Origin of the sequence: Halopseudomonas sp. (assembly GCF_036961105.1) — a bacterium.
Lineage (GTDB): Bacteria > Pseudomonadota > Gammaproteobacteria > Pseudomonadales > Pseudomonadaceae > Halopseudomonas.
In genome coordinates this window covers 150988-166224 of sequence record NZ_JBALWW010000005.1, presented here as the reverse complement: position 1 = coordinate 166224, position 15237 = coordinate 150988, and the positions used below count along the sequence as shown (strand labels likewise).

Annotated in this window: 20 protein-coding genes; 13 read left to right on the top strand and 7 right to left on the bottom strand. The window is 60.5% G+C overall.

Translation table 11 applies throughout. The features are described 5' to 3' along the window. Nucleotides 1-19: 19 nt before the first annotated feature. Both V7756_RS08080 and V7756_RS08075 read right to left on the bottom strand, forming a co-directional pair. On the bottom strand, nt 20-1018 hold the full coding sequence (locus V7756_RS08080; protein WP_335609641.1) for a hypothetical protein: 999 nt from the start codon (nt 1016-1018) through the stop codon (nt 20-22). Nucleotides 1019-1174: 156 nt separating this feature from the next. Then, nucleotides 1175-2281: a DUF2855 family protein gene (locus V7756_RS08075; RefSeq protein ID WP_335609640.1), complete on the bottom strand. Its 1107-nt coding sequence runs from the start codon at nt 2279-2281 to the stop codon at nt 1175-1177. Between the two features lie 75 nt (nt 2282-2356). Between V7756_RS08075 and V7756_RS08070 the strand changes: the two genes are divergently transcribed. After that, nucleotides 2357-2992 (top strand): TetR/AcrR family transcriptional regulator, encoded by a 636-nt coding sequence (locus tag V7756_RS08070; RefSeq protein WP_335609639.1) that lies wholly within the window; start codon nt 2357-2359, stop codon nt 2990-2992. Nucleotides 2993-3007: 15 nt separating this feature from the next. Here the strand turns inward: V7756_RS08070 and V7756_RS08065 are convergent, their stop codons facing one another. Next, on the bottom strand, nt 3008-3334 hold the full coding sequence (locus tag V7756_RS08065; RefSeq protein ID WP_335609638.1) for a hypothetical protein: 327 nt from the start codon (nt 3332-3334) through the stop codon (nt 3008-3010). A 110-nt stretch (nt 3335-3444) separates the two neighbouring features. On the opposite strand from V7756_RS08065, the gene V7756_RS08060 reads away from it, so the two are divergent. Next, on the top strand, nt 3445-3768 hold the full coding sequence (locus V7756_RS08060; RefSeq protein WP_335609637.1) for a YqfO family protein: 324 nt from the start codon (nt 3445-3447) through the stop codon (nt 3766-3768). A 25-nt stretch (nt 3769-3793) separates the two neighbouring features. Here the strand turns inward: V7756_RS08060 and V7756_RS08055 are convergent, their stop codons facing one another. Both V7756_RS08055 and V7756_RS08050 read right to left on the bottom strand, forming a co-directional pair. Next, nucleotides 3794-4282, bottom strand: coding sequence for a L,D-transpeptidase family protein (locus tag V7756_RS08055; protein ID WP_335609636.1), 489 nt, complete (start codon nt 4280-4282; stop codon nt 3794-3796). Beyond that, nucleotides 4279-4830 (bottom strand): NUDIX hydrolase, encoded by a 552-nt coding sequence (locus V7756_RS08050; RefSeq protein WP_335609635.1) that lies wholly within the window; start codon nt 4828-4830, stop codon nt 4279-4281. Before V7756_RS08050 ends, V7756_RS08055 begins: the two co-directional genes overlap by 4 nt. Before the next feature lie 222 nt (nt 4831-5052). On the opposite strand from V7756_RS08050, the gene V7756_RS08045 reads away from it, so the two are divergent. From V7756_RS08045 to V7756_RS08025, 5 genes are read left to right on the top strand one after another with little or no spacing between them, the layout of a single operon-like run. Continuing rightward, the gene (locus V7756_RS08045; RefSeq protein WP_335609634.1) at nt 5053-5646 is read left to right on the top strand and encodes an NUDIX hydrolase; all 594 of its coding nucleotides are present in this window, start codon (nt 5053-5055) and stop codon (nt 5644-5646) included. A gap of 11 nt (nt 5647-5657) precedes the next feature. Then, nucleotides 5658-6182, top strand: coding sequence for a gamma carbonic anhydrase family protein (locus tag V7756_RS08040; RefSeq protein WP_335609633.1), 525 nt, complete (start codon nt 5658-5660; stop codon nt 6180-6182). Next, a complete protein-coding gene (locus V7756_RS08035) occupies nt 6182-6400 on the top strand; it encodes a DUF1289 domain-containing protein (protein ID WP_335609632.1) in 219 nt (72 codons plus the stop codon). Before V7756_RS08040 ends, V7756_RS08035 begins: the two co-directional genes overlap by 1 nt. Continuing rightward, nucleotides 6397-7581: a formate-dependent phosphoribosylglycinamide formyltransferase gene (gene purT / locus V7756_RS08030; protein WP_335609631.1), complete on the top strand. Its 1185-nt coding sequence runs from the start codon at nt 6397-6399 to the stop codon at nt 7579-7581. The genes V7756_RS08035 and purT overlap by 4 nt, the downstream gene beginning before the upstream one ends. Before the next feature lie 35 nt (nt 7582-7616). Further along, nucleotides 7617-8339: an SGNH/GDSL hydrolase family protein gene (locus V7756_RS08025; protein WP_335609630.1), complete on the top strand. Its 723-nt coding sequence runs from the start codon at nt 7617-7619 to the stop codon at nt 8337-8339. Here the strand turns inward: V7756_RS08025 and V7756_RS08020 are convergent. Both V7756_RS08020 and V7756_RS08015 read right to left on the bottom strand, forming a co-directional pair. Next, complete coding sequence (locus V7756_RS08020; protein WP_335609629.1) at nt 8273-9598, bottom strand: HlyC/CorC family transporter; 1326 nt, start codon at nt 9596-9598, stop codon at nt 8273-8275. The genes V7756_RS08025 and V7756_RS08020 overlap by 67 nt on opposite strands. A gap of 35 nt (nt 9599-9633) precedes the next feature. Next, nucleotides 9634-10434 (bottom strand): cytochrome C assembly family protein, encoded by an 801-nt coding sequence (locus V7756_RS08015; RefSeq protein ID WP_442908973.1) that lies wholly within the window; start codon nt 10432-10434, stop codon nt 9634-9636. A gap of 152 nt (nt 10435-10586) precedes the next feature. Here V7756_RS08015 and ffh point away from each other — a divergent pair, with 152 nt between their 5' ends. The 6 genes from ffh to xerD all read left to right on the top strand — a co-directional run bounded on the left by ffh (nt 10587) and on the right by xerD (nt 15092). Further along, entirely contained in the window at nt 10587-11999 is a 1413-nt protein-coding gene (ffh, locus tag V7756_RS08010; protein ID WP_335609628.1) for a signal recognition particle protein, read from the top strand. Between the two features lie 150 nt (nt 12000-12149). Beyond that, nucleotides 12150-12398 carry a 30S ribosomal protein S16 gene (gene rpsP, locus V7756_RS08005; protein WP_092287943.1) on the top strand — a complete coding sequence of 83 codons (249 nt, stop codon included), beginning with the start codon at nt 12150-12152 and terminating at the stop codon, nt 12396-12398. A gap of 2 nt (nt 12399-12400) precedes the next feature. Continuing rightward, on the top strand, nt 12401-12943 hold the full coding sequence (rimM, locus tag V7756_RS08000) for a ribosome maturation factor RimM (protein WP_335609627.1): 543 nt from the start codon (nt 12401-12403) through the stop codon (nt 12941-12943). 3 nt (nt 12944-12946) lie between these two features. Then, nucleotides 12947-13696 carry a tRNA (guanosine(37)-N1)-methyltransferase TrmD gene (gene trmD, locus V7756_RS07995; protein ID WP_335609626.1) on the top strand — a complete coding sequence of 250 codons (750 nt, stop codon included), beginning with the start codon at nt 12947-12949 and terminating at the stop codon, nt 13694-13696. Nucleotides 13697-13730: 34 nt separating this feature from the next. Beyond that, on the top strand, nt 13731-14078 hold the full coding sequence (rplS, locus tag V7756_RS07990) for a 50S ribosomal protein L19 (RefSeq protein WP_088273285.1): 348 nt from the start codon (nt 13731-13733) through the stop codon (nt 14076-14078). A gap of 93 nt (nt 14079-14171) precedes the next feature. After that, complete coding sequence (xerD, locus tag V7756_RS07985) at nt 14172-15092, top strand: site-specific tyrosine recombinase XerD (protein ID WP_335609625.1); 921 nt, start codon at nt 14172-14174, stop codon at nt 15090-15092. Nucleotides 15093-15237: the final 145 nt, after the last annotated feature.

Here is a 15237-nt window from a genome sequence, read left to right as displayed (position 1 = left end):
AAAAGAGGATTGAAGGTGGCTAGTCGATCGCCGGTCGAAAGTTGATGCCGATACTGATGTATGGGCTGCTGCTTACGGAAAAGTCGGGCTCCTCCCAGTCGTCGCCATGAATGCTCATGCCGGTCAGGCCGGTAACACCCAGCTCGCCCTTGAGCCACAGATTAGCGTGCACGCGGCGCTCGGCCGAGAAGCCGAAATCCCAGGTATCGAGTTCGTATTGAATATTCTCACGCTCGTTATCTACCGACCAGCTGGCGCCGGAGGGCGATACGCCCAGCCTGTAGAGGCTGTGATCATCGGGCACGTAAAGCACCGCAGGCCAGGGCATTACCGCGCTGAGGGTCCAATGCTTGGTCATGGCGTAGGACGCGCCCAGATACGGCAGGTAAAGATCGTCGCCGGGGCTGAAATCGGCATAGAGGCCAAAAGCCCACCACAGGCGATCATTCTGTACATAGCGGGTAAAACCGCCGGCCATGGTCTCCCAGCTCCAGTGCTCACCAGAGGCCTTGTGGCCCAGCGGCATCACAAAGCCGCCAGCCTGCCACTGGCTGTTTACCTGACGAAACCAGCCTACCGGTAACCCGGCGGAGAGCACGTTGAAGGAACCGAGTTCGCTGGAGGTGGAATCAAAGCGCGTCCAGCCGACCCAGTCGCCAATCAGCAGCGCGTCGCGTGGCGACATCAGAAAGGGCAGTACCGCCCCCTGCGATAGCGTGGTTTGCCGCGCGCTGACGCTACTGCCGTCGTCACGTTCCAGCTCGCTTTCACCGTAGTGGGTGGTCTCGACAAAGGCCAGCGGCTGAAAAGGGACATTGGTCTTGCCACGCTGAAAGACGATCTCGCTGTCTTCAAATTGCGTCACCCAGCGCTGCATGAAGGCGGGATCTGCCTTGGCCGTAGGGGCAAAGCAGGCCAGTAGAGCCAAGCCAAAGCCAAGCCTCTGCTGGCGCGGTGAAATCCGCGTTTCGGCGTATTTGCGTGGGGCTTTGGCATACAGTCGGCGAGTGTCTGACAAGTCCTTTTCCTCTTTGCGCCACGGGGTCTGATACGAGCATAGTGGCTACGGCGCAAGGGTCCAGAAATCAGCAGAAAGTTGCCCAGAGAAAGACGGTGCAGGTGTGAAGGAAGCGGCGCCCTGGGGCGCCGCCATCAGGCTCAGACGAGCACTAGGTTAAGCGAGCACCACCGCATGTCCTTCCTTGGGATCAATGCGGCCGGCAACCAGATCTTCGACCAGTTGCTTGGCCTGCTCCAGACCCTGATGTTCGTTCACCAGCATCCAGGGTTGCTGCGGGTTCTTGGTGCGCTGGATGAATGCCAACTGGGCCTCGTTGAACTTGCGCGTGACCTCGGCGGCGCCCCAGTCGGCGTTGCGTTTCTTGATCTGGTAGGGCGCAAAGTAGGGCTGCGGCGTTGGGCCATAGGCGGGAGCGTCGGCCGCGCTCAGGTGTTCGTGGTTCTGTGAGGAGCCGGCAAAGCAGCTGTGCACCAGATTGTCCTTGAAGTGCTCGTGAATGCGGTTGCGCAGCTCGTTGTTGCCGGAAAAGTCGACATAGAGCGTAGGCACACTGGCATCCAGTTGTTCAACATCGCCATAAGCCATGGCGCGAGCGTAGCAGCCGAGGTTGTCGACAAACTCGATGTTGCCACTGGAAGTCAGGCCGATCAGTTCGACGTTCGGGTTGTTTTCCAGGCAGAAGGCGGTGCCGTAGGCGGTTTTGCTGGAGGCGCTGGAAATGACGATGCGCTTGGCGCCGAAGAAGTTATTGTCTTCCAGAAAGTCGGCCAGCATGAAAGAGGTGATAAACAGCGGACGCAGCAGCATCTGGTAGTTTTCATCTTCGGCGCGGTAGGCGGCGTCGGTGCTGATGCGCTGATACTGGTTGTAGGCGGAAGTCAGTTCCAGACGATGCTCGGCGCCGTCATAGAAGCCGCGCTCGCCAACGCGCACGGGCTTCATTACCACGTGGCTGGCAATCGGCCAGAAACCATAGAAGCGCTCGCCCTTGGCCAGGCCTGCAACACTGGTTTCGACGATTTCGGCAAAGCCCCAGGCCGGCATGTGGAACCAGGCCTTGTCGGTAGTGGGGTAGAAGTTCCAGTAGCGCAGATGCGGCGTTTCGCCGAAGGCGGCGTAGGTAATATTGTTGGTAGTCAGAGCCAGACGGCCGATGCGCAGCAGGGCTTCGCCCTCGCGCAGTTGCGGCATGGGTTCGCTGTGCAGGCGGGTTTGCTGCAGGTCGGACTTGTTGTTCTGAAGTTGCAAAATGTCGCTCATAGGTTGGCTCCTTGGGTGATGAAAGACTATGCGAATGACTGTAGCCTGTATGTCTGTCTTTCGGGTTCGGATTCCATGACCAGCAAATTGCCTACGCCACAGCCGCGTCCCAAGCCGCTCAAGCGGCCAACGCAGTCGCGCGCCAAGGCGACGGTGCAGGCGATTTTTGATACCTATGTTCGGATTTGGCAGCGCGATGGCTGGGAGCGCATCACTACCCGTGCCATAGCACTGGAAGCTGGTGTGGCAGTGGGCACCCTGTACGATTACTTTCCCAGCAAGCAGGCGCTGCATTCGGGCTACGTGCGCCACTGCATCGAGGCGCTGCTGCAGGCGATAGAGCAGCAGGCGGTAGAGCCGGAAGACCTGCGCTGGCAGCAGCGCCTGGGGAGCCTGGTGCGGCTGCTGTGCGGGGCCGAGGGGCAGGTGTCCTGGTTTCACCACGAGATGCTTGAGCTGGAACCACTGGTGGCCGAGCAGAAGCATCAACGCCGGGCCTATGACGAGCTGCTCGGCGCCTGGCGTCGGGTATTCGATGCGGCTGGCGATTTGCCCGACAAGCCCAACGACGCCACACTGGAAGCCTTGCATCTGGCGGTCTGGGGCGGGCGTCGCTATGCCATGCTGGTACAGCTTGATGAGCACGCTATGGGCGAATGGGCGCAGCAGATGGAGCGCTTCTGCCAGCAGGCCATATGCAGCTCCAGATAACCCGGCAACTGAACCTCAGTCGCGGCGGCTGGTGCGTACCTTGAGGTAGTCGCGCTGAATCGCGGTTTCCAGGGCATTGGCGGCGCTCATCAGTTCATCGAAGGCCTCGCGCCTTGCCTTGAGTTGCGCTATCTGCTCTGCGCTGGGTTTCTGGCCGCGAGCCTGCTCGGCAAGCTCAACAAAGGTCTTTAGGTAATCGCGACGTGCTTCGGCTACCAAGGTGATGATCGGTTGCAGGGTGGTGAGACTCAGCTCCGGCAGCGCGGGGCTCAGCACATTGTGATTGATCTCGCGGCGCAGCTTTTCAAACTCCAGCAGCAGGCGGTTGCTGTCGATGGTCATGAGTGTCTCCTCGTCGGCGCTGTGGCCTGGTAACGCCATTCTAGTTTAAAGCCTTTGCCAGCGGAGATATGCCGGCAGCGGTGTGCAGTATTTGTGAAGGAGGTAGCGCCATGTACAAGCTGTGTTTCTTTGTTCCGCTCAGCCACGTCGAGCAGGTGAAGCAGGCGGTGTTTGCCGCTGGCGCCGGGCGCCTGGGTGATTACGACAGTTGCAGCTGGCAGACACTCGGGCTGGGACAATTCCGCCCGCTGGCGGGCAGCAATCCGCACCTGGGCGCGCAGGATCGGTTGGAGCGGGTGGAGGAATACCGGGTCGAGATGCTCTGCGCCGAACAGCACATTCGCGCGGCCATCGGCGCCTTGCGTGCGGCGCACCCCTACGAGGAGCCCGCCTTTGATGTCTGGCGTCTGGACGCCGAGCTGATGAGGCTCTAGCGTCTGGCCGGCAGGCCACGCAGAATCAGGGCAGAATTTCGACCAGGGTGCCGTCGGGTACCAGATCCCAGACTTCGCGCATTTCGGCGTTACCCAGGGCAATGCAGCCGTTGGTCCAATCCAGTCCCTTGAAGTACCACTCGGGGTAGTCTTCGTCGATGGGGGTGCCGTGAATCATGATCATGCCGCCTGGGTCCACATCGTTTTCGTAGGCGGCCATCTTGTCCTTCAGGTTAGGGTAGTCCAGGTGCATGCTCAGGTTGTAGGCCGGGCTCTCGTGGCGCCAATCGATGGTATAGATGCCTTCGGGTGTGCGCTGATCGCCCTGCTGGCGCTTATGGCCCACCGGTTGACGACCCAAGGCAATTTGGTAGGCGTGCAATACCTTGCCTTCGCTGATCAGCTCAAGGCGGCGCTCTGCCTTGTGCACCACCACCTTGTCGATTACCGGTGCAGCGGCAAGCGCGTACAGGCTACTCAGGCACAGCAGCAGGCTCGCGAGCAGGCGCATCATTGGCTTACCGCCTGTGGGCGATAGAGGATGTCGCGGATGCGCACCGGGAAGTGATTGTCCTGCCGGTCGATGAAATATTGCTTGAGGGTCTTGCCGATGGTCGGAAAGGCCAGTTCCTGCCAGGGAATCTCGTGTTCGCTGAACAGCCGTACTTCCAGGCTCTCTTCGCCGGCGCAAAAGTCCAGGTCGGCCAGCTCGCCGCGAAAGAACATGTACACCTGGTTGATATGCGGCAGGTTGAACAGCATGTACAACTCCTGCGCCTGCAGATTGGCGCGGGCTTCTTCCCAGGTTTCCCGTAGCGCTGCCTGCTCGGTGGTTTCGCCGTTCTCCATGAAGCCGGCGGGTAGCGTCCAGTATCCCAGGCGCGGTTCGATGGCACGGCGGCACAGCAGCACGCGGCGCTCATGGGTGGCCAGACACCCGGCCACGATGCGCGGGTTCTGGTAATGAATGGTCTCGCAGTGGTCGCAAATGAACCGCGAGCGGGTGTCGCCCGATGGGATGCGTGCGGACACGCTCTGGCCGCACTCACTACAGAACTTCATGTGATCTTTCCGGCTGTTTCTGTTCTTGGATGCCTTCTATCTTGCGGGGCAATGCACACTTGGGCAAGAGAAGGCAGGCATAAATTCGCTCGGCGGCGAGGGGCGGCGAGGGGCGGAGATGGCTGATGTTCCTGCGGCTATCGGCGGGTATTCACACCGGTGTGCTTCTGGTCCTGCTCTGGCGATCATGCCATCATTGCGAAAAGAATCGAGGACCTTTGCATGCTGGATCAAATGCGCATGCGGGTACAGGAACATTCCCCGCGGACGGTCGAGGCAGCAGGTCTCCCGGAAGCGGGAGTGCTGATCCCCGTTACCTGTGTGCATCACCGCCCAGAGATCATTCTCACGCTGCGCTCGCAACGCCTCTCTACCCATTCCGGCGAAGTCGCTTTCCCTGGCGGCCGACGCGATCCGGGTGACGTGGATCTGTGTTTTACCGCCCTGCGTGAAGCCCATGAGGAAATCGGCCTGCTGCCCGAATTGGTCGATGTGGTTGGCCCCATGGATTCACTGGTTTCACGTTATGGCATCAAGGTGACGCCCTATGTGGGCATAGTGCCGGATGTGTTCGATCTAGTGCCCAACAGCGGCGAGATAGAAGAGGTTTTCCGTGTGCCGGTGGAGTTTTTCATGGATGACCCGCGCGAAATGACTCACCGCATCGATTATGAGGGGCGCAGTTGGTATGTGCCGAGCTATCGTTATGAAGGCTTCAAGATATGGGGTTTGACCGCGCTCATGCTGGCCGAACTCATGAATACGGGCTTTGGTGCCAGTATCCCGCTGCACACCCCCTACGATAGACACAAATAAGAGGTAACACCATGAAGTACAGCCTGGGAAATGACCGTGTCGAGATGGCGGATGACGCCTGGATCGCCGACTCGGCAGCGGTGATCGGCAAGGTCAAGCTGGAGGCTGGGGCCAATGTCTGGTTCAGTGCGGTGATTCGCGGCGATGTGGAACAGATCACCGTGGGTGAACATAGCAATGTGCAGGATGGCGCCGTGATGCATGCCGACCACGGCGTACCCCTGGTGCTCGGAAAAGGCATCACTGTGGGCCATAACGCCATGCTGCACGGTTGTACCGTGGGCGATTACAGCCTGATCGGCATCAATGCCGTGGTGCTCAACGGCGCGAAAATCGGCAAGCACTGCATCATCGGCGCCAATTCACTGATTCCCGAGGGCAAGGAAATTCCCGATGGCTCGTTGGTCATGGGTTCACCGGGCAAGGTGGTCAAGACCCTGAACGAGCAGCAGAAGAAGATGCTTGAGCTGAGCGCCGCGCACTATGTGCAGAATGCCAAGCGTTTTCGCGAACAATTGCAAGTGCAGGAAGACTGATGAGCGAGCAGGCGCCGGTGCGCTCACCCTGTGTGAGTATCTGTGCACTGGACGAAAACGACATCTGTACTGGCTGCCAGCGAAGCGGGATGGAAATTGCGACCTGGGGTCGCATGACCGACGCACAACGCATTGAGGTGTTGCAGCGCTGCGAGCTGCGGGCGCGTAATCAGGGTCTCTGGCTGGGCACCCTTAACCAACAAGGACATCAGGCATGAATGTAGTCATAGGGACTCCGCACGCGGAAGACGCCACCCGGGTATTGTTGCTGGGCTCGGGTGAGCTGGGCAAGGAACTGGCCATCGAGCTGCAGCGTCTGGGGTGTGAAGTAATAGCCGTGGATCGTTATGCCAATGCCCCGGCCATGCAGGTCGCACATCGCAACCACGTCATAAGCATGTTGGACGGCCAGGCTTTGCGCGAAGTGATCGAAGCCGAGCAGCCGGACTACATCGTGCCGGAGATCGAAGCCATTGCCACCCCGACCCTGGTCGAGCTGGAAAGCGAAGGCTATCGGGTTATACCCACCGCAGAAGCCGCGCGCCTGACCATGGACCGCGAGGGTATTCGCCGTCTGGCCGCAGAAACCCTGAGCCTGCCGACCTCCGCCTACCGCTTTGCCGATACCCTGGAAGACTACCGCGCTGCGGTTAACACCGTGGGTTTGCCCTGCGTGGTCAAGCCGGTGATGAGTTCGTCCGGCAAGGGCCAGAGTCTGGTGCGCGACAGCGCGGATATAGACGCCGGCTGGGAGTATGCCCAGGCCGGCGGCCGTGCTGGCAAGGGCAGGGTGATAGTCGAAGGGTTTATCGATTTCGACTACGAGATCACCCTGCTTACCGTGCGTCATATGCAGGGCACCAGTTTCTGCGCGCCCATCGGCCATCGCCAGGAAGCAGGGGACTACCGCGAATCCTGGCAGCCGCAGGCGATGTCCGAGGCAGCGTTGATGGAAGCGCAGCGCGTGGCGCGGGAGGTCACCGAAGCGCTGGGCGGACGTGGCCTGTTTGGCGTGGAGTTGTTTGTAAAGGGCGATCAGGTGTGGTTCAGCGAGGTCTCACCACGCCCGCATGACACCGGCCTGGTTACCCTGGTGTCCCAGGATCTATCAGAGTTTGCCCTGCACGCCCGGGCGATTCTGGGGTTGCCGATTCCGGCCATACGCCAACTCGGGCCGGCCGCCTCCGCAGTGATTCTGGTAGAGGGCCAATCGGCCAATGTCAGTTTCGGTAACTTGCAGGAAGCGCTGGCCCTGCCGGATACCCAATTGCGTCTGTTCGGCAAGCCGGAGGTGGATGGGCAGCGGCGCATGGGTGTGGCCCTGGCGCGGGATGAGAGTATCGAGCTGGCGGTAGAGAAGGCCGTGCGCGCAGCCACGGCGGTGCAGGTAAAGCTCTGAGCCGTTGGTGGTATCTGGCCGCGCCTGCGCTGCCGTTGTTGCTGCCGCAGGCGCTCTGGGTCAAGCGCACTGCCTTGCGCCTGCCTGATGCTGCGCAGCCCTGGTGCGGGCTGGTAGCGGGCACAGAACCTGAAGCCGCGCCGCTGAGACTGCTGCTCCTGGGGGAATCGACGGTCAGCGGCGTGGGGGTTGAGCAGCAGGCCGATGGCCTGGCGGGACAACTCGCTGCTCAGTTGGCAGACGCCACCGGGCGTTCAGTGCAATGGCAGGCAGTAGGGCGCAATGGCGCCGATGCGCGCGACTGCCTGCACACCCTGCTACCGCAAGTGGTCGGTCAGAACTGGGATATTGCCTTGCTGGTGTTGGGCGTGAACGACACCACGCACCTCACTTCGCGAAAGCAGTGGCGCGCGCGCCTGCGTCAGCTAGTGGCCGGGCTGGCCGGCCGCGCGCCGCAGGTAATGGTCGCTGCGGTGCCACCGCTGGGGCACTTCAGCGCCTTGCCACAGCCCTTGAGAGCCTGGTTTGGGCTGCGCTCGGGGTTGTTGGATGCCGACTTGCGCCGGGTCGCGGCGCAGCAGCAGGCTATCTATCTGGCACTGGATATGCCCTTCGAGCCGGCGTATCTGGCGCGCGACGGCTTTCACCCTTCGGCTGCCGGCTATCATATCTGGGCTGGCGGCATAATCCGTCAACTGCTGGCGCCGTGCTCCGCCTTCGTGGTTTCGCCACTGTCGTCGCTCGGTAACGGCAACTGATCTCGGGCTTTTTCCCAGACTCGCACGCTCTTCACCATGTTGTCCTTGGTCTGCAGAATTTCCATGCGGTAGGCACCGGTTGTCAGGCAAACGCTGGTCTCGGGAATGCTTTCGAGTTGCTCGGTAATCAGACCGTTGAGCGTCTTTGGGCCGTCAGCCGGGAGCTTCCAGTGCAAGTGGCGGTTGATGTCGCGAATGGCGGCACCGCCGTCGATGACGTAGGTGCCGTCTTCCTGCGGGTGGATGTCCTGGCTCGGGATCAGCATGTCGGTGGTGAACTCGCCGACAATCTCTTCCAGAATATCTTCCAGCGTCACCAGGCCAATCACGTCGCCATACTCGTCTACCACTATGGCAATGCGGCGCTTCTGTTTCTGGAAATTGAACAACTGAGTGTGCAGCGGCGTGCTTTCGGGGATGAAATAGGGCTCCTTGCAGGCGCCGATCAATGCCTCCTTGGTCAGCTCGCCGCGGCTCAGCAGGCGGGCAATGGAGCGCATGTGCACCAGGCCGGTAATGTTGTTGATGTCGCCGTGGTACACCGGCAGCCGCGTGTAATGGCAGCTGCGCAGTTGCTGGTTGATCACCGCCATGCTGTCTTCCAGATCAATGCCCACGGCCTCGTTGCGTGGAATCATGATGTCATTGACCGTCATCTTCTCCAGATCGAGGATGCCCAGCAGCATGTTCTGGCGGCTGCGGGTGATGCCCAGGCCGGCTTCACGCACCACGGTGCGCAGCTCTTCGGTGGTGAGCTGATCGCCAGCGGTGTCACTGGGATTGACGCCGATCAGGCGCAGCAGCATGTTGCTTATTGCGCTACATACCCAAACCACCGGATAAAGCACGCGCTGCAGAAAAACCAGCACAGCGCTGGCTGGGAAGGCGATTAGTTCGGGGCGCAGGGCGGCCAGGGTCTTGGGTGTGATTTCGCCGAAAATCAGGATCACCACGGTCAGCATTATGGTTGCGATGGCGATGCCGGCCTCGCCCCAGAGCTCCACCGCCACTACGGTGGCAATGGAGGCGGCGAGAATGTTGACGATGTTGTTGCCCACCAGAATGGTGCCCAGCAGGCGGTCCGGGCGCTCGAGCAGCCGTGAGGCGCGCTTGGCGGCGCGATGGCCTTCCTTGCTCATGTGCTTCAGGCGGTAACGGTTCAGGCTCATCATGCTGGTCTCCGAACTGGAGAAAAACGCAGACAGAATGATCAGCAGCGCCAGTAACAGCAGCAGCAGGCCAGTATGGGATTCGTTCAAGAGCGTGCCTCAAACAGGTTGGTAGGAAAGGGAGATCAGGCGCCGATCAGCAGCTGGCGGACCAGCTTGCTGCCAAAATAAGCGAGCATCAGCAGCAGAAAGCCGGCCAATGTCCAGCGAATCGCATTGCTGCCACGCCAGCCACGGAAGTGGCGGCCCCAGAGCAGAATGCCGAAGACTACCCAGGCCAGGCAGGACAGCAGCGTTTTGTGCGCCAGATGCTGGGCAAACATGTTTTCCAGAAACACGAAGCCCGATATCAGCGCCAGGGTCAGCAGGACTTCACCGCAGAGCAGAAACTGGAACAGCAGGCGCTCCATGGTTTGCAGCGGCGGGAAGGTGCGAATGAAGCGGGTAGGGTGCTTGTGCTTGAGCTGATAGTCCTGGATCGCCAGTAGTGTGGCCTGGAAGGCTGCGATGGTCAGAATGCCGTAGGCCAGTACCGAAAGCAGGATATGAACCAGCAAGCCGCGCTCACCGGACGGCAGAGTAGTAGCCTCGTGCGGAAACAGGCCGGCCAGCAGGGCCGTGATCAGAGCCAGCGGATAGAGTCCCAGCAGCAGGCTGGTGACCGGCGCGCGCAGGCTGGAGAGCAAGGTCAGAGCGACAATCAGCCAGGCAATCAGCGAGGCGATGTTGAACAGGCCGAGCGCAAACCCCTGATCTGTCATCAGCTGCAGATAAAGGCTGGCGGCATGGGCCACCAGCGCAATCAGGCCGATGCCTTGCAGCAACCCGGTATTGACCGTCAGGCGCTTGCCCAGGCAAAGCATCTGGTAGAGCATGCCGCCAAAGTAGAAGAGCGCGGCCAGCAGGCTGGGAGTGAGGGCTGTCATACGTCCTTGAGAGTGGTTATCAACAAACCCGCAGTGTGGCACAAGCCGCGCCCCGGTTAAAGCGCTTCGATGGGCTTCCCTATCATCACCCAAAGCACGCGGGTATACTGCGCAGCTTAACTGCGTGGCCGCCTAGCCCAGGAGAGTTAGAGATGTTCGAGAATCTTACCGAGCGCCTGTCGCACAGCCTGCGTGGCGTGACCGGTCAGGCCAAACTCACAGAAGACAATATCAAGGATACCCTGCGCGAAGTGCGCATGGCGCTGCTTGAGGCCGACGTGGCGCTGCCCGTGGTCAAGACCTTTGTCGATCAGGTGCGTGAGCGCGCCGTGGGTCATGAGGTGTCACGCAGCCTGTCGCCGGGGCAGGTGTTCGTCAAGATCGTCAAGTCCGAGCTCGAAGCGGTGATGGGTCAGACCGAAGGTCTGAACCTGGCCGTGTCGCCGCCGGCAGTAATCCTGATGGCCGGCCTGCAGGGTGCAGGTAAGACCACCAGCGTGGCCAAGCTGGCCAAGACGCTGCGTGAGCGCGAAAAGAAGAAGGTGATGGTGGTCAGCGTCGACGTTTACCGTCCGGCGGCGATCAAGCAGCTGGAGACGTTGGCTGGCGAGGTGGATGTCACCTTCTTTCCCTCGGATATCGCGCAGAAGCCGGTTGCCATAGTCGAGGCGGCCCTGCGTGAAGCCAAGAACCGCTTCATGGATGTGCTGATCGTCGATACCGCCGGCCGTCTGCACGTTGATGCCGAGATGATGGCCGAGATCAAACAGGTGCACGCAGCGGCCAAGCCGGCGGAAACCCTGTTTGTGGTGGACGCCATGACCGGCCAGGACGCCGCCAATACCGCGCAGGCGTTCAACGAGGCGTTGCCGCTGACCGGTGTGATTCTCACCAAGGTTGACGGTGACGCCCGTGGCGGTGCGGCGCTCTCGGTACGTCACATCACCGGCAAGCCGATCAAGTTTCTCGGTATGGGCGAGAAGGTCGATGCGCTGGAAGTCTTCCACCCCGACCGTGTCGCTTCGCGCATTCTCGGTATGGGCGATGTGCTCAGCCTGATCGAGCAGGCCGAGCAGAAGCTCGACAAGGACAAGGCCGAAAAGCTGGCCAAGAAGCTGAAGAAGGGCAAGGGCTTCGATCTCGAAGACTTCCGTGATCAGCTGCAGCAGATGAACAGTATGGGTGGCCTGGGCTCGATGATGGAAAAGCTGCCGATGATGGGCGGCAAGCTCAACGCCGCGCAGATGGAAACCGCGCAGACCGAGGCGACCAAGCAGTTCAAGCGCATGGAGGCGATCATCAACTCGATGACGCCGGCCGAACGGCGTAACCCCGACATTATCAGCGGCTCGCGCAAACGCCGCATTGCCGCCGGCTCCGGTTCGCAGATTCAGGACATCGGCCGGGTGCTCAAGCAGCACAAGCAGATGCAGAAGATGATGAAGAAGGTCACCGGCAAGGGCGGCATGGCCAAGCTGATGCGCGGTATGGGTGGCATGGGCGGTGGTGGCATGGGCGGCGGCGGTGGCATGATGCCCCCTGGCGGCGGTATGCCGCGATTCTGAGTCCTTGCAGGCTTAAGCAAAAAAGAGTTTTCATTGGTCGCGATATTCCGTAGAATACGCGACCTTTCGGGCCCTAGGTGTATGCATCATTTGCAGCGCCGCCCGTGATGAATTTTGTAGCGTTACTCAAACACAGGAAATTATGTCCACATGGTAACCATTCGTCTTGCTCGTGGTGGCTCCAAGAAGCGCCCCTTCTATCATTTGACTGTTGCCAACAGCCGTAACGCCCGTGACGGTCGTTTTGTTGAGCGCGTTGGTTTCTTCAACCCGGTTGCTGCCGGTGCCGAAGTTCGTCTGTCGGTCAATGAAGAGCGTGTTCAGTACTGGCTGGGTCAAGGCGCACAGCCTTCCGAGCGCGTTGCTGCTCTGCTGAAGGAAGCTCAGGCCGCTGCCTGAATATGACTGCTGCTCCTGAATCGAGTGAATCGCCACGGCTGATTCTCGGCAAGATCGTATCGGTTCAAGGGCTGCGCGGGGCGGTCAAGGTGTATTCGCATACCGACCCGCTGGACAATGTGCTGGATTACGCCCAGTGGACCCTCACCAGGGGTTCCGAGCAGCGCACAGTGTCCGTTCTCGGTGGCCGCCTGCAAGGGCGCGTGCTGGTGGTTCAGCTCAAGGGCGTGGACGACCGCAATCAGGCCGAGGAGCTGGTGGATTTCGAGATCAGTGTTGAGGCCCAGGCCTTGCCAGAGCTCGAAGAAGGCGAGTTTTACTGGTATCAGTTGGAAGGCTTGCAGGTGATCAACCTGGAAGGCCAGCTGTTCGGCAAGGTGGATCACCTGCTGGAAACCGGTTCCAACGACGTCATGGTGGTCAAGCCCTGCGCAGGCAGTATTGATCAGCGTGAACGTGTGTTGCCTTACCTGCCTGGCCAGTTTGTACTGAATATAGATCTGGACGCTGCTGTGATTCAGGTCGATTGGGACGCGGAGTTCTGACCGGTGTGGGCCGGTGTGGTAACCCTGTTTCCCGAAATGTTTGCTGCGCTGACCGAGTCCGGGGTAACCGGGCGCGCCGTCAAGCGCGGGCAGTTGGAAGTCGCTTTCAGCAATCCGCGTGAACATGCGCATGATCGTCACCGAACGGTAGATGATCGCCCCTTCGGCGGCGGCCCCGGCATGCTGATGAAGGTAGAGCCCTTGCTTGAGTCCATTGCGGCCATCAAACAGCAGGCTCCTTCGCCACCCCGGGTGATCTATCTCTCACCGCAGGGGCAGCCACTCACTCAGAAACGGGTCGAGCAGCTGGCGGAACTGGACAGCGTGGTATTGCTGTGCGGACGCTACGAGGGCATTGACGAGCGCATTATCGAGCGCTGCGTGGATGAAGAGATTTCCATCGGCGACTATGTTCTGTCCGGTGGTGAGCTGGGAGCCATGGTGCTTCTGGATGCGGTAACCCGCTTGATTCCCGGCGTGCTTGGGCATGCGGATTCAGCGGTAGAGGATTCGTTTTCGGCGGGTTGGCTGGATTGCCCACACTACACCCGGCCGGAAGAGTTTGACGGGCAGCGCGTACCGGAGGTGCTGCTTAGCGGTAATCATGAACTGATCCGGCGCTGGCGTCTCAAGCAGTCTTTGGGAAGAACCTGGCAACGTCGGCCAGAGTTGCTCGAAGAGCTGGAATTGAGCAAAGAACAGCAACAGCTGTTGGCGGAATATATCCGCGAGCAGGCAACCGATAACCATTGATACAGGTCCGACGGCCTGTGCAGGAGTAGCAACGATGTCCAATATTATTGCCCAGCTTGAAGCTGAACAGATGTCCAAGGAAATCCCCGCGTTCGCGCCGGGTGATACCGTAATCGTCCAGGTCAAGGTGAAGGAAGGCGATCGCTCGCGTCTGCAGGCCTTTGAAGGCGTGGTTATCGGTAAGCGTAACCGTGGTCTGAACTCTGCTTTCACCGTTCGCAAGATCTCCAGCGGTGTGGGCGTTGAGCGTACTTTCCAGACCTACTCGCCGCTGATCGACAGCATCTCTGTCAAGCGTCGCGGTGACGTGCGCAAAGCCAAGCTGTACTACCTGCGTGCTCTGTCTGGCAAGGCAGCACGTATCAAGGAAAAGCTGTCCTGATAGGACGCCTTCCCCACAAAAAAGCAGCCTCAGGGCTGCTTTTTTGTGGGCGAGTGTTTTTAATGGCGATTACCCCAGCACAGTGAGCAGGCCATGCCCGCAGACAAGAGCGTACCGATCACAGTCGCAGATCAACAGCTGATTGCCGAGTTCCTCGACAGTCTGTGGCTGGAGCGCGGGTTGTCGAAGCATACCCTGAGCGCCTACCGCACCGACCTGAGTCTGCTGGCTGGTTGGTTGGGCCAGCGTCGCAGTGATCTGCTGCAGGCTTCGCGGGGTGATCTGATGGAGCATCTCGGCTGGCGGATTGCGCAGGGTTATCAGGCCCGCTCCAGTGCGCGACTGCTGTCCTGTCTGCGCGGATTCTATCGGTACCTGGTGCGGCTGGGCCGGCTGTCGGCAGACCCCACGCTGGACGTGGCCATGCCCAAACTGGGTCGCCCGCTGCCCAAGGCTCTGAGTGAGCAGGACGTCGAACGACTGCTTGCCGCGCCGGACATCGAGGACAGCCTGGGTCTGCGGGATCGTTGCATGCTTGAGGTGCTTTACGCCTGCGGCTTGCGGGTCAGTGAGCTGGTCGGGTTGCGGCTGGACCAGGTGAATCTGCGCCAGGGCATTGTGCGTATCACTGGTAAGGGCAACAAGGAGCGTCTGGTGCCGCTGGGCGAGGAGGCCATGCTCTGGCTGGAGCGACACGTGCGGCAGGCGCGCCCGGCGCTGCTGGGCGGCAAGCCCAGCGATGTGGTGTTTCCCAGTCGGCTGGGTCGTGAGATGACGCGGCAGACGTTCTGGCACCGGATCAAGCTGCACGCGCAGCAGGCGGGCATCCGTTCTGCGTTGTCGCCGCACACCCTGCGCCATGCCTTTGCCACGCACCTGCTCAACCATGGTGCGGATTTGCGGGTAGTGCAGATGCTGTTGGGACACAGTGACCTGTCGACTACACAAATCTACACACATATCGCCCGTCAGCGCCTGCGCGATATGCACGCAGAGCACCATCCGCGTGGGTGACTAGGGTCTGTTGCCGTTTCATCGCGAGCCGCGTTGCTGCTTAAAAACTGACCAGGCTAGGCGCGGGACGCAGGGAAGGGCGTCCCCTTTCCAAGTCCCGAAACGACGCTTGGTCAGTTTTTAAGCGCAACCCGAAGGGCCGGGC

Coding starts and splice junctions, on each gene's coding strand:
- V7756_RS08045 (WP_335609634.1), top strand. CDS start 5,053: ATGCTGGATCAAATGCGCATGCGGGTACAGGAACATTCCCCGCGGACG.
- ffh (WP_335609628.1), top strand. CDS start 10,587: ATGTTCGAGAATCTTACCGAGCGCCTGTCGCACAGCCTGCGTGGCGTG.
- V7756_RS08040 (WP_335609633.1), top strand. CDS start 5,658: ATGAAGTACAGCCTGGGAAATGACCGTGTCGAGATGGCGGATGACGCC.
- V7756_RS08035 (WP_335609632.1), top strand. CDS start 6,182: ATGAGCGAGCAGGCGCCGGTGCGCTCACCCTGTGTGAGTATCTGTGCA.
- rpsP (WP_092287943.1), top strand. CDS start 12,150: ATGGTAACCATTCGTCTTGCTCGTGGTGGCTCCAAGAAGCGCCCCTTC.
- V7756_RS08065 (WP_335609638.1), bottom strand. CDS start 3,334: ATGACCATCGACAGCAACCGCCTGCTGCTGGAGTTTGAAAAGCTGCGC.
- rplS (WP_088273285.1), top strand. CDS start 13,731: ATGTCCAATATTATTGCCCAGCTTGAAGCTGAACAGATGTCCAAGGAA.
- rimM (WP_335609627.1), top strand. CDS start 12,401: ATGACTGCTGCTCCTGAATCGAGTGAATCGCCACGGCTGATTCTCGGC.
- V7756_RS08070 (WP_335609639.1), top strand. CDS start 2,357: ATGACCAGCAAATTGCCTACGCCACAGCCGCGTCCCAAGCCGCTCAAG.
- V7756_RS08055 (WP_335609636.1), bottom strand. CDS start 4,282: ATGATGCGCCTGCTCGCGAGCCTGCTGCTGTGCCTGAGTAGCCTGTAC.
- V7756_RS08050 (WP_335609635.1), bottom strand. CDS start 4,830: ATGAAGTTCTGTAGTGAGTGCGGCCAGAGCGTGTCCGCACGCATCCCA.
- V7756_RS08075 (WP_335609640.1), bottom strand. CDS start 2,281: ATGAGCGACATTTTGCAACTTCAGAACAACAAGTCCGACCTGCAGCAA.
- V7756_RS08060 (WP_335609637.1), top strand. CDS start 3,445: ATGTACAAGCTGTGTTTCTTTGTTCCGCTCAGCCACGTCGAGCAGGTG.
- purT (WP_335609631.1), top strand. CDS start 6,397: ATGAATGTAGTCATAGGGACTCCGCACGCGGAAGACGCCACCCGGGTA.
- xerD (WP_335609625.1), top strand. CDS start 14,172: ATGCCCGCAGACAAGAGCGTACCGATCACAGTCGCAGATCAACAGCTG.
- V7756_RS08015 (WP_442908973.1), bottom strand. CDS start 10,434: ATGACAGCCCTCACTCCCAGCCTGCTGGCCGCGCTCTTCTACTTTGGC.